General features: G+C 62.9%; 20 protein-coding genes. 11 read left to right on the top strand and 9 right to left on the bottom strand.

What is annotated here, in order from left to right; all coding sequences use genetic code 11:
• Positions 1-184: 184 nt before the first annotated feature.
• Positions 185-679, top strand: a complete 495-nt coding sequence (locus E0L37_RS13465; protein WP_201303868.1) for an RNA pyrophosphohydrolase — start codon at positions 185-187, stop codon at positions 677-679.
• Complete coding sequence (ptsP, locus tag E0L37_RS13460) at positions 672-2,948, top strand: phosphoenolpyruvate--protein phosphotransferase (RefSeq protein WP_133492237.1); 2,277 nt, start codon at positions 672-674, stop codon at positions 2,946-2,948. The genes E0L37_RS13465 and ptsP overlap by 8 nt, the downstream gene beginning before the upstream one ends.
• A gap of 100 nt (positions 2,949-3,048) precedes the next feature.
• Here the strand turns inward: ptsP and E0L37_RS13455 are convergent, their stop codons facing one another.
• On the bottom strand, positions 3,049-3,807 hold the full coding sequence (locus tag E0L37_RS13455) for an NRDE family protein (RefSeq protein WP_133492236.1): 759 nt from the start codon (positions 3,805-3,807) through the stop codon (positions 3,049-3,051).
• 313 nt (positions 3,808-4,120) lie between these two features.
• Between E0L37_RS13455 and E0L37_RS13450 the strand changes: the two genes are divergently transcribed.
• From E0L37_RS13450 to E0L37_RS13435, 4 genes are read left to right on the top strand one after another with little or no spacing between them, the layout of a single operon-like run.
• Positions 4,121-4,918 carry a sulfite exporter TauE/SafE family protein gene (locus E0L37_RS13450; RefSeq protein WP_133492235.1) on the top strand — a complete coding sequence of 266 codons (798 nt, stop codon included), beginning with the start codon at positions 4,121-4,123 and terminating at the stop codon, positions 4,916-4,918.
• A 10-nt stretch (positions 4,919-4,928) separates the two neighbouring features.
• Positions 4,929-5,726 (top strand): prolipoprotein diacylglyceryl transferase, encoded by a 798-nt coding sequence (gene lgt, locus E0L37_RS13445; protein WP_199466592.1) that lies wholly within the window; start codon positions 4,929-4,931, stop codon positions 5,724-5,726.
• Positions 5,723-6,556: a thymidylate synthase gene (locus tag E0L37_RS13440; RefSeq protein ID WP_133492234.1), complete on the top strand. Its 834-nt coding sequence runs from the start codon at positions 5,723-5,725 to the stop codon at positions 6,554-6,556. The genes lgt and E0L37_RS13440 overlap by 4 nt, the downstream gene beginning before the upstream one ends.
• On the top strand, positions 6,553-7,080 hold the full coding sequence (locus tag E0L37_RS13435; RefSeq protein ID WP_205655620.1) for a dihydrofolate reductase: 528 nt from the start codon (positions 6,553-6,555) through the stop codon (positions 7,078-7,080). Before E0L37_RS13440 ends, E0L37_RS13435 begins: the two co-directional genes overlap by 4 nt.
• Here E0L37_RS13435 and E0L37_RS13430 read toward each other — a convergent pair.
• Together E0L37_RS13430 and E0L37_RS13425 are read right to left on the bottom strand one after the other, a co-directional pair.
• Complete coding sequence (locus E0L37_RS13430) at positions 7,050-7,469, bottom strand: helix-turn-helix domain-containing protein (protein WP_240687472.1); 420 nt, start codon at positions 7,467-7,469, stop codon at positions 7,050-7,052. The genes E0L37_RS13435 and E0L37_RS13430 overlap by 31 nt on opposite strands.
• 88 nt (positions 7,470-7,557) lie before the next feature.
• Complete coding sequence (locus E0L37_RS13425; RefSeq protein WP_133492233.1) at positions 7,558-7,911, bottom strand: helix-turn-helix domain-containing protein; 354 nt, start codon at positions 7,909-7,911, stop codon at positions 7,558-7,560.
• Positions 7,912-8,302: 391 nt separating this feature from the next.
• Between E0L37_RS13425 and E0L37_RS13420 the strand changes: the two genes are divergently transcribed.
• On the top strand, positions 8,303-9,580 hold the full coding sequence (locus tag E0L37_RS13420; RefSeq protein WP_159661212.1) for a site-specific DNA-methyltransferase: 1,278 nt from the start codon (positions 8,303-8,305) through the stop codon (positions 9,578-9,580).
• Positions 9,581-9,583: 3 nt separating this feature from the next.
• Here the strand turns inward: E0L37_RS13420 and E0L37_RS13415 are convergent, their stop codons facing one another.
• On the bottom strand, positions 9,584-10,264 hold the full coding sequence (locus E0L37_RS13415; protein ID WP_133492231.1) for a hypothetical protein: 681 nt from the start codon (positions 10,262-10,264) through the stop codon (positions 9,584-9,586).
• Positions 10,265-10,656: 392 nt separating this feature from the next.
• Entirely contained in the window at positions 10,657-11,175 is a 519-nt protein-coding gene (locus tag E0L37_RS13410; RefSeq protein WP_133492230.1) for a DUF6231 family protein, read from the bottom strand.
• 135 nt (positions 11,176-11,310) lie between these two features.
• Here E0L37_RS13410 and hemP point away from each other — a divergent pair, with 135 nt between their 5' ends.
• The gene (gene hemP / locus E0L37_RS13405) at positions 11,311-11,493 is read left to right on the top strand and encodes a hemin uptake protein HemP (protein ID WP_014992841.1); all 183 of its coding nucleotides are present in this window, start codon (positions 11,311-11,313) and stop codon (positions 11,491-11,493) included.
• 134 nt (positions 11,494-11,627) lie between these two features.
• Positions 11,628-12,599, top strand: a complete 972-nt coding sequence (locus tag E0L37_RS13400; protein WP_133492308.1) for a hypothetical protein — start codon at positions 11,628-11,630, stop codon at positions 12,597-12,599.
• A 176-nt stretch (positions 12,600-12,775) separates the two neighbouring features.
• On the opposite strand, the gene E0L37_RS13395 is transcribed toward E0L37_RS13400, so the two are convergent.
• Positions 12,776-14,689 carry an ATP-binding cassette domain-containing protein gene (locus tag E0L37_RS13395; RefSeq protein WP_133492229.1) on the bottom strand — a complete coding sequence of 638 codons (1,914 nt, stop codon included), beginning with the start codon at positions 14,687-14,689 and terminating at the stop codon, positions 12,776-12,778.
• Between the two features lie 357 nt (positions 14,690-15,046).
• Between E0L37_RS13395 and E0L37_RS13390 the strand changes: the two genes are divergently transcribed.
• The gene (locus E0L37_RS13390; protein WP_133492228.1) at positions 15,047-15,517 is read left to right on the top strand and encodes a TIGR02444 family protein; all 471 of its coding nucleotides are present in this window, start codon (positions 15,047-15,049) and stop codon (positions 15,515-15,517) included.
• Positions 15,514-15,837, top strand: a complete 324-nt coding sequence (locus tag E0L37_RS13385) for a YnfA family protein (RefSeq protein WP_133492227.1) — start codon at positions 15,514-15,516, stop codon at positions 15,835-15,837. The genes E0L37_RS13390 and E0L37_RS13385 overlap by 4 nt, the downstream gene beginning before the upstream one ends.
• A 173-nt stretch (positions 15,838-16,010) precedes the next feature.
• On the opposite strand, the gene E0L37_RS13380 is transcribed toward E0L37_RS13385, so the two are convergent.
• From E0L37_RS13380 to E0L37_RS13370, 3 genes are read right to left on the bottom strand one after another with little or no spacing between them, the layout of a single operon-like run.
• Positions 16,011-17,798 (bottom strand): acyclic terpene utilization AtuA family protein, encoded by a 1,788-nt coding sequence (locus E0L37_RS13380; RefSeq protein ID WP_133492226.1) that lies wholly within the window; start codon positions 17,796-17,798, stop codon positions 16,011-16,013.
• A gap of 16 nt (positions 17,799-17,814) precedes the next feature.
• Complete coding sequence (locus tag E0L37_RS13375) at positions 17,815-18,963, bottom strand: acyl-CoA dehydrogenase family protein (protein ID WP_133492225.1); 1,149 nt, start codon at positions 18,961-18,963, stop codon at positions 17,815-17,817.
• A gap of 42 nt (positions 18,964-19,005) precedes the next feature.
• A complete protein-coding gene (locus E0L37_RS13370) occupies positions 19,006-20,571 on the bottom strand; it encodes a long-chain fatty acid--CoA ligase (protein ID WP_205655619.1) in 1,566 nt (521 codons plus the stop codon).
• Positions 20,572-20,590 lie beyond the last annotated feature (19 nt).

Below are 20,590 nucleotides of genomic sequence, written 5' to 3'. Positions count from 1 at the left end.
CCAGGAGCATAGCAAAGGCCGATCCGTTCGGCAGCCGATTGATCGAGGCTACCGGGACAAGGTTTAATGAGTGAGTATCGGAGCCGCCATGATGGCCATGGCGCGGCACGCCTTGTGTGTGCCCCTCCGGCCCCGGCGGGCCGGATGTTGCCGGCTCCCCCGGGTTTGGAAGACCATGACTGGCATTATTGATGAACAGGGGTATCGGCTGAATGTCGGTATCGTGATCGCGGGGCCCGATGGCCGGGTATTCTGGGGGCGTCGCGTTGGCAACCGGGATGCCTGGCAGTTTCCCCAGGGTGGCATGATGCCCGGGGAGACGCCGGAGGAGACCCTGTTCCGGGAATTGGAAGAAGAGGTCGGGCTGCGCCAGGAACACGTCAGCATTCTCGCCCATACCGAAGGCTGGCTGACCTACCGTTTGCCGCGCCGCTTCCTGCGCCCTCCACGCAACCGGCCCCGCTGTATCGGGCAACGGCAAAAATGGTTTCTGCTGCGGCTTAACGCGGCAGAGGCGGCCATCGACCTGACTCTGGGGCCGGAGCCGGAGTTTCAGGACTGGCGTTGGGTAAACTACTGGTATCCGATCCGCAAAGTGGTGCATTTCAAGCGCGCGGTCTATGCGCGAGCTCTGAGAGAACTGGCCCCAGCCCTGCCCAAGAGGAGCAAACATGCTTGATACCCTGCGCCGCATTGTGCAGGAAGTGAATAACGCGCCGGACATTCGCTCGGCCCTGGATCTTATGGCCCAGCGGGTGCGCGATGCCATGGGCACCGAAGTGTGCTCCATTTACTTGCGGGACAACGATCGGGAACGTTATGTGCTGATGGCCTCCGAGGGGCTCAAGCGCGAGGCGGTGGGCCGGGTCAGCCTGGGGCTGTCCGAGGGGCTGGTGGGCCAGGTGGGACAGCGCGAGGAGCCGATCAACCTGGAAGATGCCTTCGCCCACCCGAAATTCCACTATCTGGCGGAAACCGGTGAGGATCCATTCCACGCTTTTCTCGGTGTTCCGGTGATGCACCATGGCGAGGTGCTGGGCGTGCTGGTGGTGCAGCAACGTGACGCCCGCCGCTTTGACCAAAGTGAAGAGGCGTTCCTGGTCACCATCTCCGCCCAGCTGTCGGCGGTGATCGCCCATGCCCATGCGTCCGGCATTCTGTTCGAGCAATTGGAAACCCGCGAGCGCCAGGCCAGCATGTACGACGGCCAGCCCGGATCTTCCGGCGCCGCCATCGGCCTGGCCAAATTACTGTTTCCACAAACCGACCTGTCCGCGGTGCCGGATCGTGAAGCCGAGGATATCAGCGGCGAAATCGCCCTGCTGGACCACGCGCTGGTGCGGGTGCGCAAGGAAATCCGCGATCTGGCGGAACGCGCCAAGGCCAGCCTGGGGGCGGAAGAGCAGGCGCTGTTTGATGTGTACCTGCGCATGCTGGACCGTCATGCGCTGCCGGCGGAAGTGGTGGCCAAGATCCGCGAAGGGCACTGGGCCCAGGGCGCCTTGCGCATCGTGGTGGATGCCCACGTGCATAATTTCGAGATGATGGATGACCCCTACCTGCGTGAGCGGGCGGCGGACGTCCGTGATCTGGGGCGGCGGGTGCTGGCCCAGTTGCAGAGCCACAACCGGCGTGAGCTGGAATTTCCCCACGACTGTATTCTCATCGGCGAGGATATTTCCGCGCCGATGCTGATGGAACTGCCGCAGGAACGTATTGCCGGTATCGTCACTACTCGTGGGTCACGTAATTCGCACATGGCCATCGTGGCCCGGGCCATGGGTATTCCCACCGTGGTGGGGGCGATGAATCTGCCGCTGAAGAAGCTGGATGGCAAGGAACTGATCGTCGACGGTTTCCGGGGCCGGGTGGTGGCCAATGCCACCCCGGAACTGAGGCATCAGTTCGAGGAGCTGATCGCCGAAGAGCAGAGCTTGTTGGAAGGTCTGGAGAAACTGCGTGATCTGCCGGCGGAAACCGAGGACGGGATCAGTGTCCAGCTGCAGGTGAACACAGGACTGATGACCGACATCAACCGCTCCCTGGAGCGCGGCGCCCAGGGCGTGGGCCTGTACCGCAGCGAAATTCCGTTCATGATCCGTGACCGCTTTCCCTCCGAGGAAGAGCAGCGTGTGTTGTACCGGGAGCAATTGCAGGCGTTCGCGCCGTTGCCGGTGACCATGCGCACACTGGACGTGGGGGGCGACAAGTCATTGAGCTATTTCCCCATCGAGGAGGACAACCCGTTCCTCGGCTGGCGGGGTATCCGGGTCACTCTGGATCACCCGGAAATTTTCATCGTCCAGGTACGGGCCATGCTCAAGGCCGCCGCTGGGCTCAACAACCTGCGGATCATGCTGCCGATGGTCACCAATGTGTTCGAGGCGGAGGAGGCCCAGCATCTTATCCATCGCGCCTGGCTGGAAGTGCGCGAGGAAGGGGTGGACGTGGACATGCCTCCGGTGGGGGTGATGATCGAGGTGCCGGCCACCATTTACCAGGCCCGGGCCCTGGCCCAGCGGGTGGATTTCCTGTCCGTGGGCACCAACGATCTGACCCAGTATCTGCTGGCGGTGGATCGCAATAACCGCCAGGTGTCGGACCTGTATAACTCTTTCCATCCGTCGGTGCTGCATGCGCTGCTGCATGTGGTGGAGCAGGCCCATGCCGAGGGCAAACCGGTATCGGTGTGCGGGGAAATGGCCGGTGATCCGGCGTCCGCTCTGCTGCTGATGGCGATGGGGTTCGACGCCTTGTCCATGAATGCCTCCAACCTGTTACGGGTCAAGGCGGCGGTGCGGCAGGTCAACATGGGCTTTCTGCGTCGCCTGCTCAACGAGGTGCTGGCCATGGACAACGGCGAGGTGATCACCGCCTACATGGATCTGCAACTGACCAAGGTCGGCCTGGGCGATCTGATCCGCCACCGTGCCCCCGCGGCGGCGTAGTTCGCGTGCAAGCACGCTTACCACAGCGGCTTCGTATCGACTTGTGGGAAGCGTGCTTGCTCGCGAATGATCCTTCCCCTGGATCGGCGGGATGCCCCGCTCAACTGTCCGTCGGCGCCCCATCCGCCTCGCCATCCGCCCGCCAGCACTGCTCGCGCATCATCGGAGCCCCTTCCCGGGGCAGCAGCACCGCCGAACTGGCGCGGGTGCCGTACTGTCGCGACTGAATGAAGATCGGCGCTACCAGCCGTTCCAGTTCCCGGTCCACGCCGGTATCCGGAAGTTCTTCTTCCGGCGGTTGGTAAGGGTCCACTACCACGCCGAGCAGATCGTGGAGAGAGGATGCGCCAAGAGCGCCCTCTCCCTCCAGCACCCGGGCCAGCCGCTGCTTGCCACGCTCCACCTTGGGCCAGGGATCGTCCAGTATGCCGTTGGAAAGACCGTGCAGGCCCGGTTTCACCGGCTGCGCCGCCGGCCCGCGGTTGCTCAGGTACCACAGGCTCTCGCGGTCCCCGACCAGCAAATTGAAACCGGAATAAAGATGCTCGTCCGCTTCCAGCGACCGGCAAAACAGTTCGGGGCTCTGATGGCTCTCCAGAAAGGCCTGTGGCAGCAGCCCCCGGGACAGCTCACCGACGGTGCGTTCGGCCACTGGTTCCCGGTAATTGGTGACCACCGCGAAGCGGCCGTCGCGATGGATGCCCAGCCAGGTGCCGCCAGCCCGCCGATCCAGGCCGCAGAACACATCGCCGCGCCAGCGGGCCGGTTCCGCCGGCCGTTGATGGAATTCGTCACGATTGGCGGAAACCGCCAGAGGGTAGGCATCACCGGGCTGCCAGCGGAACAAAACAATACACATGGGCGTCTCTTTCTGGATCGGAAAACGGAATCGGGAAAACGGTCCGCTTAGGGTCTGTTCGCACTATTTCCATCGCGCCTGTTGCGGCTAAAACGTCACTACTCTGCGTTACTCGTCGCTCATTTGGAATGACCAAACCGCGCGCCCTCCGCTTGGCTGGAGGCAAAAAGGGCATCCAGCAGGCGCTATGGAAATAGTGTGAACAGGCCCTAGCTGCTAGCATACCGGCTCGGCGCGTACCTGGCGAAAGCGGTCGGTGGCGCGGCGCTTTATCTGTTTGTCCGACTTACTTTGTCAGAGGAATGGGCCCGCCATGACCCTGTTTTTGATCTGCGCCCTGATCGGTGTGTTCGCCGGACTGCTGGGCGGCGCTCTGGGGCTCGGCGGTGGTGTGGTGATCGTGCCGCCGCTGATTTACCTTTATCACGCCATGGGCATCGACCCCCAGGTGGTGGCCCAACTGGCGGTGGGAACCTCGCTGTGTACCATCATCGTCACCTCGATCAGTTCCGTGCACACCCACCATCGGGCCGGCTTCGTACGTTGGCCGGTGGCGTTCCGGCTCGGTGTTGGTATCGTGGTGGGGGCGCTGATCGGCGCGGTCATCGCCGACCGGCTGTCCGGACCGATGCTGACCCGATTGTTCGGCGTGTTCGCGGTACTGGTGGCATTGCAGATGCTGCTCAGCGGCCGCCGCAAGCAGCAGCAGGGCGAGGAGCGGGTGCCTGGAAGCGCCGGCCTCGCCGGGGCCGGCGGTGTGATCGGCACCATCTCCAGTCTGTTTGGTATCGGTGGTGGTTCGCTGACCGTCCCGTTTTTGTCCTGGTGCCGGTTGCCGATGCAAAATGCGGTGGCGATCTCCGCCGCCTGTGGCTTGCCGATCGCGCTGGCCGGCACGTTGGGTTTCATCATCACCGGTTGGGGCAAGCCGGGGCTGCCGCAATGGGCGCTGGGCTATGTGTACTTCCCCGCGGCGCTGGCCATCGTCGTCACCAGTTTTCCGATGGCGCGGGTGGGCGCGCGGCTCAGCCACCGCCTGCCTTCCGCCACCCTGAAGCGTATTTTCGCCGTGGTGCTGATCGTGATCGGCACCGAACTGATGCTTGGTTAGGGAGCCTTTGATGACCTTCCCGCAAATCGATCCCGTGCTGGTCTCCCTGGGGCCGTTGCAGATTCACTGGTACGGGGTGATGTACATGATCGGCTTCGCCGGCGGCTGGTGGCTGGCGAAGACGCGAGCGGACCGGCCCGGCAGCGGCTGGACCCGGCAGCAGGTCAGTGACCTGCTGTTCTACGCGGCGCTGGGGGTGATCCTCGGCGGCCGCGTGGGCTACGTTCTGTTCTATGGTTTCGACCGGTTTCTCGACAACCCGCTGTGGTTGTTCCAGATCTGGACCGGCGGCATGAGCTTCCATGGTGGCGCTCTGGGCGTGCTCTTCGCGTTCTGGCTGTTCGCCCGTCGCACCGGCAAGCGCTATTTCCAGGTGGCGGATTTCGCCGTGCCGGTGGTACCCATCGGTCTGGGGGCCGGCCGCTTCGGTAATTTCATCAACGGTGAACTGTGGGGGCGCGCCTCGGACATGCCCTGGGCCATGGTCTTCCCCTCCGACCCCATGGGCGTGCCACGCCACCCTTCCCAGCTCTATGAGTTTTTCCTGGAAGGCGTGGTGCTGTTCCTGGTGCTGTGGATCTACTCCGCCAAACCGCGGCCGGCGGGTTCGGTCACCGGCCTGTTTGGCATTGGCTACGGGCTTTCGCGGATACTGGTGGAATTCTTCCGCGAGCCGGATGCGCACATCGGTTACCTGGCCGGGGGCTGGCTGACCATGGGTATGCTGTTGAGCCTCCCCATGGTGCTGATCGGCGCCGCCATGGTGGTCTGGGCGTATCGACATGATCAGCGGAGAGCGGCGGTATGAAGCAATATCTCGATCTGTTGCGGGAAGTGCGTGAGCACGGCATTCAGAAAGGGGATCGTACCGGTACTGGTACCTTGTCCCTGTTCGGTTATCAGATGCGCTTCGATCTGCGCGACGGCTTCCCGTTGCTGACCACCAAGAAGGTGCATCTCAAGTCCATTGTCCATGAGTTGCTGTGGTTCCTGGCCGGTGATACCAACATCGGCTACTTGAAGGACAACGGCGTTTCGATCTGGGACGAGTGGGCCACCGAAGCCGGTGACCTGGGGCCGGTGTACGGGGCGCAGTGGCGCTCCTGGGCGACCCCGGACGGCCGTGTGATCGATCAGATCAGTGAGGTGCTGGAAGAGATCCGCCGTAACCCGGACTCCCGGCGGCTGATCGTCAGCGCCTGGAATCCAGCGGTGCTGCCGGATCCGTCGGTGTCGCCGGATCAGAACGCGGCGCAAGGCCGGCAGGCGTTACCGCCCTGTCATTGCCTGTTCCAGTTCTACGTGTCCGACGGCCGGCTCAGCTGCCAGCTTTATCAGCGCAGTGGGGATGTGTTCCTGGGCGTGCCTTTCAATATCGCCTCCTATGCGCTGCTGACGTTGATGATGGCTCAGGTCTGCGATCTGCGGCCGGGGGTGTTCGTGCATACCCTGGGCGATGCCCATCTCTACAGCAATCACCTGGAGCAGGCGGATACTCAACTGGCGCGGGAGCCCCGCGCTCTGCCCACCATGCATCTCAATCCGGAGGTCCGTGACCTGTTCGCCTTCCGTTATGAGGATTTCACCCTGGAAGGCTATGACCCCCATCCTCTGATCAAGGCGCCGATCGCGGTATGAAGGAAAGCAACGAGCAAGGCGTGCGGGTGGCGATGATCGTGGCCATGGCCCGCAATCGGGTGATCGGCCGCGACAACAAACTGCCCTGGTATCTGCCCAACGATCTGAAATACTTCAAGCGCACCACTTTGGGCAAACCGGTGGTGATGGGGCGGCTGACCTGGGAATCCCTGGGGCGGCCATTGCCGGGCCGCACCAACATCGTCATCAGCCGGGACCCGGACTACCAGGCCGAGGGCGGCAGGGTGGTGGCGGATCTGGATCAGGCCTTGGAGCTGGCGGAAAGCGTGGCGTTCATCGATGGCCAGGATGAAGTGATGATCCTGGGTGGCGCGCAGATCTATGCCCTGGCACTGCCCCGGGCGGACCGGCTCTATATCACCGAAGTGCAGGCGGATGTGGAGGGGGATGCCTGGTTTCCGCGGTGGGACCGGTCGGAATGGGTGGAGCGGGGCCGGGAATCCTTCAAGGCGGAAGGCCCGAACCCGTACGATTACGATTTCGTGGTTTTCGACCGCCGCTGACGGCGGCGGGCCGACACTGAATACCGGGCCATTGCCTGAGCCACTTCCACCAATTGAGCGCGGCCGGCGGGATTCATTTCGCTGACTACCGACAGTAGTTCCCGGGTAGGTTTGTCGAAAGCGGCGGCCGGGTCGCTCAAGGCGCGTCCTTCCAGTTCTTGAAAGAAATCCGCCAGCGTCATTTCCAAGGCATCACAAAGCCGCCCCAGCCGTTGTACCGTGAGCTCCTGCTTGTTGCGCTCGATGCGGGACAAATTGCCCGCGTCGGTGTCCGCCCGGAACGCCACGTCCTCGAGAGTTTCGTTGCGGCTTAGCCGCCGCCTTTTCAAGATGCCGCCGATGTCCGTGTCCATGGAATAAGTGTCGGTAAGCGCTCTTTTGCCCGCCATGGTCTATTTGCAAAAACGCAAAAGAGCGCATTTGCAATTACGCAATAATAGGAAAGATGCTCTTGCCATTGCGCAAGGTGCAACATGCTCAGGCCAGCCGGCCGCTTTTGACGATGGTTTCGGTGACTTCCAGAATCAGGCGGCGCCGGGTCGGCGGGACCGTGTTGAGCGTCTTCAGCAACCAGCGGGTTTCCTTGTCGAAAGCCGCGGCGGGATCACTGAGCCGATTACCGCCGGCACGCTTCTCCAGCTCCGCGAAGAACTCGGAAAGGCTTATTTCCAGGGCTTCGCACAATTTGATCAGGCGATTGACGGAAAGGTCCTGACGGTTGCGTTCGATACGGGACAAATTGCCCGGGTCGGTGTCCGCGCGAAACGCCACCTCTTCCAGAGTTTCTTTGCGGCGCTCACGCCGTTCCTTGAGTAAGGCCCCGATATCCATGATGAAAGTTTCATAGGTCGTCGTTCGGGGCGCAATGACATAATTGCAACATCGCAAAGAGCGACATTTGCAGTTGAGCAAAGTGAGGTGTGTCACATTTGTTGAATTGCAAGGCGATGACTTGCGGGTCGCTCTAATTTATTTCCATATTGCGTTTATGCAAACCAAAATGCTCTGCCTCGTGCTACGGTAACTCCATGGAGGGCCGTGGAAAAAAATCGGTATTCAAAGAGCGAAGCGGGCATTTATGGATATGGATGGGGCTGCTGTTCTCGATTTTTGTTATAGACCTTCCGCCAAGAATGATTTTGCAAATTCGCAAACAAGGTTTTCCCTTAACGACCCCCGTGACAATGGCGGTTTCGGCCTGTACTGGCCGGGCAAGGAGGCCATGCTTGCCGAGTTGACCCGGGTGCCCCGTGGCCACCTGGAACGCCTGGGACGGCCGCCGCTGGCCACCGGAGCGGCCCCTCACCGTATCATCGAGGGCGACAACCTGGCGGTGCTGCATCATCTTCAGCCGGAACTGCGCGGCCAGGTGAAAATGATCTACATCGACCCGCCCTATAATACCGGCCGGGGGTTTCTGTATCCGGACAATTATCGCCATTCCGTGGCCACTTATCTGGCGGTGGCCGGTGACGCCGGCGAAAACGGTGACAGTGGCCGCCTGCATGCCCGCTGGCTGAACATGATGTACCCGCGTTTGCTGCTGGCGCGGGAGCTGTTGCGCGATGACGGGGTATTGTTCGTCAGCATCGACGATCATGAAGTGCATACTCTGCGTCTGATTCTTGACGAGATCTTCGGCCCGGACAATTTCGTCGCCACTTTTCCCTGGCAGTCGCGCACCTCACGGCAAAACGACACCGACCTCAGTGTGCAGCATGAATACGTGTTGGCCTACGCCCGGGTGCGGCGCCGTCAGCAGCGCCGTCTGACCGCTGGCAATCAGGATATCTGGGATCGTTTGCCGGGGTTCGCTGTGCGTCCCGGCCCGTTGATCGATGACCGTTACAGCAATCCGGATGATGACCCGCGCGGCCCCTGGAAGCTGGATCCCTTCGACGCGCCCAACCGTCGCCCGGGGCTGACCTACGCGATCACCAACCCGAACACGGGTGAGACCTTCTGGCCGCCCGAGGGGCGTTGTTGGCGCACTGGCGAGGAACGCTTCAATGAACTGAATGGACAGGGGCGCATCCTGTTCGGACGACGTGGACGCGGGCGGCCGCAATTGAAAGTGTTTCTGCGCGAGAAGGCACCTTTCGGCGAGGTCCCCGTGACCTGGCTGGATGGGCACCGGTACGGTACCGCCCGCTCAGGGACCCAGGAGTTGCAGGCGTTGTTCGGCGGTCAGGCGCCGTTCTCCTATCCCAAGCCCACCCGCTTGATTCGCTTTCTGCTGGAGATCGCCACCGGCCCCAGGGACCTGGTGCTGGATTTCTTTGCCGGCAGCGGCACCACCGGGCAGGCGGTATTGGAATTGAACCGGGATCAGCGCAGCCGGCGCCGCTTTGTCCTGGTGCAGGGCAGCGAACCCACGGGTGACGAGCGTTGGCCCACCATCGCCGAACTGACCCGCGAGCGGGTTCGGCGAGTATTGAAACGGGAGGCCCTGGTGAACCAGGGATTCCGGGCCCTGCGCTGGGTGCCGCGGGGCCGCTGACGGTCAGTTCTGTTCGGTGCCGGGATCGTTCAGGAGCCAGAATCGGAATACCACCACGTTGATCAGGGTGGTGATCAGGGAAGCCAGAACGTTGACCACCAGACCAACCCCGGCGTTCTCACCCAGCAGGCTGGTGAACAGAGTATTGGTCAGGCCGATCAGGCCGAACATGATCAGCCCGGTGAGGGCGATGGCGGCCAGCAGTTGCCACTGGCACGGGCCACTGTACTGAAAAGCACCGCGCAAGGCGGCGATCGGTGACTGCCGGTGGAGTGCGACCCGGAAAGGGGCGAAGCACAGGCGGGTATAAACCCAAAGTGCCGGGAAGAACAGCAGCATCCAGCCAAGGGTGACGCCGATACCGATCAGAAAATAGGTCAGCAGCAGCGCCGGGTACAGCATCAGCGCGGGCAGAGTGCAAGCGATCACACCCTGGGCGCGGCCCTGATGTATCGACGCCAGCTGCATGATCAGCGCGCCTTCCGCCAGCGGCCGGATCAGCAGCATGACCAGGCCCACGCTCAGATTGATGCCGGTCAGTTGATCCCCGTCGAACATCAGAAGCGGGCCCATCGCCCACTGCGCGGCTTCACCGAGCAAGGCGAAAGGGGCACTGATCAGAAACAGGGCGGCAAGGTGGCGTCGCCAGAAATAAAGGGCTTCCTTGAGGCGTTCGAAGATCATTGGTCTGCATGTCTGGACGGGTCGCGCGTCACCTTACTTGAGGCGCGCGGTCTTGGCTAGGCCAGGAATCAATCGCGGCTCGTGAGCCACTGGTGTCCCATGGTTTTGGGGCGACCCGCTTACACGCTTTGAAAGCACCCTTTGGGGCGCCCTCAAGGGCGTCCAAACGGTGCTCTAAGCACCGTTGTGTGACCCGGGCTCCCCTCTGTAGGGCGCATGGCTTCGTAGAGGGAGATGCCGGATCAAGTCCGGCATGACGGGGTTCTTCTGAATTCACGTTCCCAAGGCCGGCAAGCGGGCCTTGGGTTTGGCGTGCCGGCGTGTTGCGTGTCAGCGTGCCAGCGTGCCAGCGAATTGTGGGACAGCAAGGGTCCGTGGACCGCGATGTTACCTCACCACCAATACTTGCCCCAGTTCTCCGGATTGGCCCAGAAGCGCGGATTATTCCAGGCGCGTTTGAAATTGTACGAATCGAGATCGTAGCTGTAGAGCAGCAGTTCCCTCTGATCCTGCGCGAAGTGACCTTCCTCCCGGCAACCCAGAGCGAGGAAGCCGTTGTTGGGCCAGCGCAGTTTCTCCGGTGCCAGGTGCGGTTGGTAGACCGCCACCAGGGAGTCCGTGTGCAGGTTGCGCAGCAGGCCGATCAAGGATTCGCCGTCGCGTTGGCTCATGTACTCCAGTTGATCGGCGACAATCGCCATGTCCACCCGGTCGATGTGCTCCAGGGCATCGAACGGGTTTTGCTCCTCTATGCGGATCAACTCACAGCCATGGTCATCGCACCAGTGCTCGGCGACCGGAACCGGGTTGAGGCTGACGGTGAGCAGGCGGCGGGGTTGGTGGCTGTCGAGGATGGCAGCCAGTTTTTCTTGCGGCGTACGAATGGCGGAAGCGGCTATCGATGTCATCATGATTTTGAGTGTAACCAGGATCGAACGGCGCGGCGAGATGATCGGGGTCGGATTTCTTGTAAACAAAGGTTGACGGCACCGCCGACCTGTGATGATAATCATTCTCAGTTAAGGATGAGCGAACAGGAGCCCGCCATGTCGCAATGGAAGAAACCGGTGACGATCGCCACTCGCAGTGGCCGACGCATCGCCGTACAAGAAGACAGCGTCGCCAGCCGTGCCTTGCTCAACGCCGATGGCAAACTCTGGATCGAGCACGGCGGCGAGCGTTACCTGTTACGGCGCACCGCCAACGACCGCTTGATTCTGACCAAGTAGCCTGGTTCCGACCAACCAGAATGCCGGCCACGCTCGTGGCCCCGACAGTTCTCCCTGACTGTGGAAAGCAAGCCGCCGCCAGCTGCCCACACCCTAATTTCTTCGCGTACCTTGGAGGTAGGATCGTGACGGTAATGGCCATAGGCGGCACTGCCCAGTCGGCGACCCTGCGACATTGTCGCGCCGCCCTGGGTGATCGCGTACTGAGGCTCCAGGAAGAGCCCATGGCGATTCTCAAAGGACTCTATCGGCTCGGTTCCCTGGTGGTAACCACTTTTGCCAGCGGCGGCCGGGTCTCCCAGTCAATACGCTATCCGGCTCTGACCGGCTCCAGCCCCGGGCTGGACTGCCGCGGTGAGCAGTGCCGCATGCGTCAGGAACTGGACGTTCGCCAATGGCGCTCGGTGCTGGCGATATTGGCACCGGTGGCGGATCTGCCGGCACGCAGCCTGCTGTTTTTCGATGACTACGGCGAACCGGTACAGCAAATGGCGGTTGCGCCGGAAAGCGGTGGCCTGGCCTTCGAGGAACTGGTCTGTGCCATGCTGCATCCGGATCAACAGCAACTGGGCTATCCGCTCGCCGTGCGGGCGACGCACCGCCCGGCGGGCTCGCTTATGGATTGGGAGCGACGCTGGTCGCAAAGCGACGAGGACGCGTTCGAGGAATTACTGCGCCAGGTGGGGGATCGCCGGCAGGTGTTGTATCAGGCGGTGCGGGACAAATTTGCCTGCCCGATACGTAGCGAGACGGTGCCGTCAGTGTTGTCTCTTGCCGCCGACCGCGCCATGCCGCTGACGGTGTGCACCGGTAATCGGGGGGTCAAATTGTGTTTGAGCGCGCCTTGGTCGCCGCCACGTTGGCAGCAGGGGCAATGTCATCTGGCCCATAACGGCACCCTGATCAGTCTCGATATGGGGCGGGTGGCGTCGATATGGCGTCTGCGCCGTCCGGGACCTGGCCGTGTGCTGACCGCGCTGGAAGCGCTCGATTCGGAGGGGCGCTGGCTGTGGACCCTGTCCTCCGGAGGGAATGAGGATGCCTGGTTGGCCCTGCTCGGTGAAGCCCTGATACAGGAAGGCCGCCCCGGTGCTTTGTTCGCCTGAGGCGGCCGCCGCCGTGGGAAGCTTGCTTGCAAGCGAATCTTTTTAGGGGAGAGCCCATTCGCTTGCAAGCAAGCTTCCCACAGCGGCTTCGTTGTTTCTGTCGTGGGCAGTTGCCTTGGCAGCGAATCGGTATGTAAGCCGGCGGTTCCAGAGCGCTCCCCAGTCACTGTTCCTTGTTAACTATTCACTGCCTTTTCCGCCTCTTCCAAGGCTTCCATCGCCTCCAGCAGCGCCATTTCCTGTTGTTCCTTGTCGTTACGCAGTTGTCCCTGGCGGGTGAGCAGATCGGCCAGCTCCTGCTTGCGCGTGCTGTCGGTGTACAGGCCCTCGTCGCCCAGCAGCATCTCCACCCCGGCTAACTCCCGGCCGGCCAACTCCAGACGCTGCTCGCATTTCTCCACGGTTTTCTTCAATGGCCGTAGCTGCTCGCGGCGGCGGGCCGCGTCCTGGCGACGCTGTTTGGCGTCATCGCGCAGCGGTGCGCGGCTCTCGTCCGCTTTCGCTTCCGCCTGCTGCTCGCGGCGGGTCTGCTGCAGCCAGCGCGCATAGTCGTCCAGGTCGCCATCGAAGGGGCGCACACCGCCGTCCGCCACCAGTAGAAATTCGTCCACGGTGGTTTCCAGCAGATGGCGGTCGTGGGAAACCAGGACCACGGCGCCGGCGAAATCCTGCAGCGCCATGGTCAGCGCTTCGCGCATGTCCAGATCCAGGTGGTTGGCCGGCTCATCGAGCAACAACAGCGAAGGTTGCTGCTGCACGATCAGTGACAGCGCCAGGCGCGCCTTCTCGCCGCCGGAAAAGCGGCCGATCGGGGCGAACACGTCGTCGCCATGAAAGCCGAAGCCACCCAGCTCATTGCGAATCTGCTGCTCGCTCCATTGCGGGTACTCCCGGTTGAGTAACTGGTAGGGGGTGTCCTTGGCGTCGAGACGATCCACCTGCTGCTGGTGGAAGTAGCCGATCACCAGATCCGGGCCGTGCAGTAGATGTCCGCCGATGGCCGGCAGTTCGCCCACCAGGGTGCGGATCAGGGTGGACTTGCCGGCGCCGTTCTGACCGAGCAGACCAAGCCGGGATTCCGGGCGCAGATTCAGGGTGACGTTGGTGAGCACCGGCTGGCCGTGGTAGCCGCAGCCGACCCCTTCCAGGTCGATCATCGGATCCGGCAGCCGCTTGGGCGTGTGGAATGAAAAACGGAACGCGGAATCCACATGGGCCGGAGCGATGCGCTCCAGTTTCTCCAGCGCTTTTACCCGGCTCTGTGCCTGCTTGGCCTTGGATGCCTTGGCCTTGAACCGGTCCACGAACTTCTGCAAATGAGCGATCTGGGTTTGCTGCTTCTCATACAGCTTTTGCTGTTGCGAGAGTTGCTCCGCCCGTTGCCGTTCGAAGTCCGAATAGGTGCCGGTATAGCGTTTGAGCCGCCCCTGGTCGATATGCAGGATCTCGTCGACGGTGGCGTCGAGAAACGCGCGGTCGTGGGAAATCACCATCAAGGCGCCGGGCTGCTGAACCAGCCACTGCTGCAACCAGAGGATGGCGTCCAGATCCAAATGGTTGGTGGGCTCATCCAGAAGTACCAGATCGGCGTTGGCGAGCAGCACCTGGGCCAGATTCAGACGCATGCGCCAGCCACCGGAGAAAGCGCTGACCGGCTGTTGCTGTTGCGCTTCGTTGAAGCCGAGACCGGCCAACAGGGTGGCGGCGCGGGCCGGTTGTTCCCAGGCACGCAGGGTGTCCAGGCGGGCATGGGCGTGGGCCATGGCGTCGCTGTCGTCGTTATCCTGGGCCCGGGCCAGTTCCCGTTCTGCGGCGCGCAGTTCCTGATGACCGTCCAGAACGTAGTCGATGGCCGGCTGCGGCAGAGCCGGGACCTCCTGGGCCATCATCGCCAGGCGCCAGTCGGCGGGGCGGAATAATTGCCCGGCATCGGTATCCAGCTCGCCACTGATCAACTTGAACAGGGAGCTCTTGCCGCTGCCGTTCTTGCCCACCAATCCGACTCTCTGACCCTGATGCAGAGTGAAGTTGGCGTCTTCCAGCAGCAGACTAGCGCCACGGCGCAGGTTGATGTGTTCCAGGGACAACATGGTATAAGAGCCTGTGTATGATCTTTACGCCACCGCGTTGCCGCAGGAAAAGACGCCAGGCAAGGCGTGGGCTGAAGGCCTTGGCGGGCCAAGGGCAAAGACCACAACGCAGCATGGCGTCTTTTCCTGCGCAACCCGAAGGGCCGGGCTCACTTTCTTCAGGTGAAGAGTCCGCCAGGCCGCGATTACGCTTGTTTATGTGGAAGGACCACACCGCACAATCGGAATCACGACCTGACAAAAAAATGAGCTCCGGCGCGGCGGCCTAAAGATCATACACAGGCTCTTGACTCAACGATAATGGGGTGGAAACCGGCGCAGTGTAGGGTATGGCCGCGCGCAACTGAAGGACTGCCGATGAGCGAAGACACGCTTTGGACTTTCGCGCTGCGTTTGTGGCGACGAGCGGATGTGGAACGCCAGTGCCTGCGCCTGCAGGATGAGTATCAGGTACCGGTGGCGGCGGTGCTGGCGGCACTGTGGCTGAGCCGCCGCCCCAGCCCGGCGGACGCGGCTCTGGGCCGGCGCTTGCTGGCGCGGGCGGAGACCATGGAGAAGGATTATCTGCGGCCGCTGCGGGAGGTACGGCGCCGGGCCGCCGCCGAGAGTTGGGCGCGGGAACTGAAACGGCAGATCCAGGAAGCGGAACTGGAGGCGGAGCGTCTGCTATTGAACCAGTTGGCGGATCTGACCCAGGGGGCGCCGCCGACGGACCAGCCGGTATCGATGTTGTCCTGGCTGCTGATGGTGGCGCCGGAAGCCGGTGTTTGCCAGGGGCTGCAGGCGACTCTGGAAGCGTTGTGCGAGGCGGTTGAGGAGTCGCAATGACACCGCTGCTATATCTGCTGGCGGCCCTGGCGGAGATCGCCGGCTGCTTCTCGTTCTGGGCCTGGTGGCGGCTGGACCGTTCGGTGCTCTGGCTGGTGCCGGGGATGCTCAGTCTGGCCGCGTTTGCCTGGTTGCTGAGTTTGGTGGAGGCGGACTACGCCGGACGGGCCTACGCCGCCTATGGCGGTGTCTATATCGTGACGTCGTTGCTATGGCTGTGGGTGGTGGAGCAGCGCGCGCCGGATCGCTGGGATCTGATCGGTGGCGGTGTGTGTCTGGCCGGCGCCGGCATCATTCTGCTGGGGCCGCGGCCGGCCTGAGGCGGTTTCCCACGACGGTGTCGTGGCTCCCTGTGGGAAGCTGGCCCGCCAGCAAATCCGGCGTAAGTTTGATCCCGGGACCTTTTCCCTGCCAAGGCCGTCTCACACAGCGGCTTCGTGGCGCTTTCCGTGGGAGGCGGCGTTGGCGGCGAATGGCGTGCCGGCACGGCCTCTCAGCTGTCGGGCAGCAGCCCTTCGGGCACCGGGATGTCCATATCCAGCAGTACCTGGGCATAGGTCTTGGCCTGGGCATCCAGGTGCAGGGAGGCGACGCCGCCACCGTCCAGCGCGTGACGCAACAGAAAGTTCATGGCGTGGCTGCCGGGCAGATCGAAGCGCTCCACCTTGCCTTTGACGGTATGGGAGAAACATTCGGCGACCCGCTCTTCGGTGAGCGCGGCGCGCAATGCCGGCAGATACTCCGGTCGCCGGGCGATGACGCCGATATTGGCGTGGTCGCCTTTATCACCACTACGCGCCACGGCCAGGCGGTACAGGGGGACCTTGATCCCGCTATCTTCCAGTGCCGGCGCCGGATCGGACCGGCTGGCCATCGGCCGCCCGCCGCCGCGCTTCGCCGCCAATGCCAGCGGTACCGGTTCTCCGTCCACCGCCACCCGCACCGGCACCCGCTCCTTGTCGATCAGAAACGAGAACAACCGCACGATAGGCGTGGGGCGTGGCCGGCCGGGGCTTAAGCCGGTGATGCCTGGCGCCATGGACAGGCCGGCGCCGACGAATTCCTTGGAGAACAGCTCCACCCCTTCCCGGCGTGGATGGTGCACGCCCAGGCGCAGTACCACTTCCCGCACCCGCCGGGCACTGTCGCTGGCATGATCGCCGTAGCTGCTTTCCGCGCCAACCAGTTGCAGCGCGGTTTTACTGAAGTCGCCGAGGTTCGACTGTTCCAGCAGGCGCCGGACTTTCTTCAGCACCGCCTCTCCTTGGCGGCGGGCCTTGGTGGCGGCGTCGCGTCCGGCGATCACGAAGGTGCCGACGCAACCAAAGCCGTCGGCGTAGGTGGCGCTGACTTTGTAGGTGTCGGTGGGGGCATGCCCCCGGGCGCCTTCGATACGGACCCGGTCCGGGCCGTCCTGTTCCAGGGTTACCTGGCGGAAATCCGCGATCACGTCCGGCAGCATATAGGCGCCGGGGTCGCCGATTTCATAGAGCATTTGCTCGCCGGCGGTGAGCGGGGTGACGGCACCGCCGGTGTCGCGGGGTTTGGTCAGCACGAAAGCCCCGTTGGCGGAGACCTCGGCGATGGGGAAGCCGGTGTCGTCCCAGCTGTCCACGGTATCCGGCCAGTCACTGTAGTTGCCACCGGTGGCCTGGGCGCCGCACTCGATCACATGACCCACCAGGGCGCCGGCGGCGAGCCGGTCATACTGGTCCGGCTGCCAGCCGAATTCATGGATCAGCGGGCCCACCGCCAGAGCGCTGTCCACGCAGCGCCCGGTGAGCACGATGTCGGCGCCGGCGTCGAGGGCGGCGGCAACCGGGAAGGCGCCCAGGTAAGCGTTCATGCTCATCAGCTTGGCGGGCAGGGAAGCGCCGGTGTCCAGTTCGGTGGGGCCCAGGGCACGCACCGCCTCGGCCTGAGGGAGCAGGTTGTCGCCTTCCACGGTGCCGATGCGCAGAGTGAGGCCGGCATCGGCGGCCACCTTCTCCAGAGCCTGCCGGCAAGCGGTCAGGTTCACGCCGCCGGCGTTGGCGATGACCTTGATGCCCTGGCGATGGATCTCCGGCAGCAGAGGCGCCATGACCCGTTCAATGAAATCGGTGGCGTAGCCCAGGGCGGGATCGCGGGACTGGGCCTTGGCCAGGATCGACATGGTGATTTCCGCCAGATAGTCGAAGATCAGGTAGTCCACTTGTCCCTGGCGAATCAGTTGCATGGGGCCAATGGCGGTGTCGCCCCAGTAGCCGGAAGCGCCGCCGATGCGGATTGTTTTGCTCATAGTCTTTTGCTCATCACTACAGTCCCATTTGCCTTACCGCGAGGTCGCGCATGATTTCCTCGGCGCCGCCGCCGATGGCGTTGACGCGGACCTCCCGGTAGATTCGTTCCGATTTGCAGCCGCGCAGATAACCGGCGCCGCCGAGGGTTTGCACCGCTTCGCGGGCGCAGTGTTCCATCGTCTGGGTGGCCTGATTTTTCAGCAGGCAGACGTCCGCCACCGGGTTCTGACCGTTCTGCACCCGCCAGGTCAGTTGTTCCAGATAGGCCTGGGTGGCGTTGATGCGCATGGCCATGTCCGCCACCTTGTGACGAATCACCTGGTGTTCCATCAAGGCCTTGCCGAAAGTTTTCCTCTGCTGGCCATACTCAATCATTTCCTCCAGACAAACCCTCGCGTAGGCGGTGCAGGCGGCGGCCATGAACAGCCGTTCGCTGTTGAAATTCCGCATGATCAGTTTGGAACCCTGGTTCTCCTCGCCGAGAAGGTTTTCCACCGGTACCCGGCAGTTATCGAAATACAGAGTGGCGGTGTCGGAACACCACCAGCCCATTTTTTTCTCCAGCTGAGTGCGTGTGAATCCGGGGGTGTCGCGCTCGATGGCGAGCAGGGAAATACCCTTGTGGCCGGGTTCGCCAGTGCGCACCGCCACGGTATAAATGTCGGCGCGCATCCCCGAGGTAATGAAGGTCTTGCTGCCGTTGACGACATAGTGATCGCCGTCGCGGCGAGCGGTGGTGGTCAGTGCCGCCACGTCCGAACCGCCGCCGGGTTCGGTAATCGCCAGCGCGCTGATCTTGTCGCCGCGGATCACCGCCGGTACCCATTTGTCCTTTAATGCCGGAAGGCCGGCGCGGATGATCGGCGGCAGGCCTATGTGGTGGCTCATGAGGCTGGCGTGCAGGCCGCCGACGCCGGCCCGGGCCAGTTCCTGCGCGTTGATCAGCATGTAGAACAAGTCCAGATCCAGACCGCCGTACTGCTCCGGATAGCCCGCCGCGAACAGTCCGACCCCGGCGGCTTTGCGGTACAACTCGCGTGGAAAGGTGCCTTCCTCGTCCCATTGCGCCGCGTGGGGTTCCAGTTCCTTGCCGACGAAGGCGCGCAGCGTGTCGCGGTAGGCTTCGTGCTCCTCGGTATAGAACGGACTGCTGACTGTGTTCATCGTTTACTCCAGGCTAGGGACGGCGCGAGGCGGTGTCCAGGATCAGGCGCCGGTGAACCGGTCGCGCAGGGTGCGTTTAAGTATTTTTCCAGTGGCGTTGCGGGGCAGCTCGTCCACCAGAGCCAGGTGTTTGGGAATCTTGAAGCGGCCCAGTTTGCCGTCGCAGAACTCACGCAGGGATTCCAGGGTCGGTGTCTGGTCGCCCCTGGGTACCACCACCGCCATCGGCACTTCGCCCCATTTGTCGTCGGGGACGCCGATCACCGCCACTTCCAACACCTGCTGATGTTTGTAGAGCACCTGTTCCACTTCGGTGGGATAGACATTCTCGCCGCCGGAAATCAGCATGTCCTTCTTCCGGTCGACGATGTAATAGAAGCCTTCCTCGTCACGGCGGGCCAGATCACCGGAATGGAACCAGCCGTTACGGCAGGCCTCCTCGGTGGCGTCCGGCCGTCCCCAATAGCCCAGGAACATGGTCGGGCCACGCAGTACCAGCTCGCCCACCTCGCCGGTCGCCACGTCCTCGTCGTTTTCATCGACGATGCGCATCTGCACGTACACCAGGGGCTTGCCCACTGACCCGTTCTTGCGCACCGCGTCGGCGCTGCCAAGGATGCAGGCGCCGGCACAGGTTTCGGTCATGCCGAACCCTTCCTGGAACGCCAGACCGCGCTTCTGAAAGAATTCGATCACCGGTATCGGGCAGGGCGCGCCCCCGGAAAGCAGGCTGCGCAAGGAGGACAGATCGTAATCGTCAATGTGGGGAAACTGACTCAGCGCTTGCCACATGGCGGGCAACAGAAACAGTTCCGTGATGTGTTCCTCTTGCACCGTGGCCAGAGTGTGTCGCGGATCGAACTGGGCGTGCAGCACCACCTGGGCACCAATGTTGAAAGCCGGCAGGGTATGTACGGCAAGCCCGCCGATATGAAACAGCGGAGCGATGGTGAGAATCACGCTGTCACGGCTGATCGCCGCGTCGCTGGCGATCATGTCGGCGGTGAGCCAGGTCGGGTTGCCGTGGCTGAGCAGGGCGCCCTTGGGTTTTCCGGTGGTGCCGGAGGTATACATCATCATCAACGGATCATTCTGACTCAGGGGTACCTCGGGTTCGGTGGCGGGCGCCGCTTCGAGCAGGGTGTCATAGCGGTGATCGCCCGGCTCCGCCTCGCCTTCTGTGGCTATGGCGTGACGCAGAGCGGTGTTCCGGCGAATCGGCCGGAACAGGTCCGCCAGGGCCGGCTGATAGAGCAACACGGTGGCGCTGGCGTCGCCGAGGATGAAACCGATTTCCTCGGCGCTGAGGCGATAGTTCAGGGGGAGAGCGATGGCGCCCAGCTTGGCACAGGCAAAAAAACTCTCGATGAAGTGGTTGCCGTTGAGCATCAGCAAGGCGACTCGATCGCCCTTGCCGACGCCGAGACCGGTGAGGGCATTGGCGAGGCGATTTATGCGCTGGTTCAGCGCTGAATAGGTCAGGCGCAGATCACCGAATACCAGTGCCATGCGCTGCGGATCCTGGGTGGCGTGATGGGTTATCCAGTCGCCAATCCCACCCAGATAATGCACATCCTGGTGGGTTGATAAGGAGGAGGGCTGGGTCACCTTGGTGTCTCCTGAGCGA

Source organism: Alcanivorax sp. 24 (assembly GCF_004360225.1).
GTDB classification, from domain to species: domain Bacteria; phylum Pseudomonadota; class Gammaproteobacteria; order Pseudomonadales; family Alcanivoracaceae; genus Alloalcanivorax; species Alloalcanivorax xiamenensis.
The sequence above is the reverse complement of the archived record's forward strand: the minus strand, read 5'-3'. Positions and strand labels throughout refer to the sequence as shown.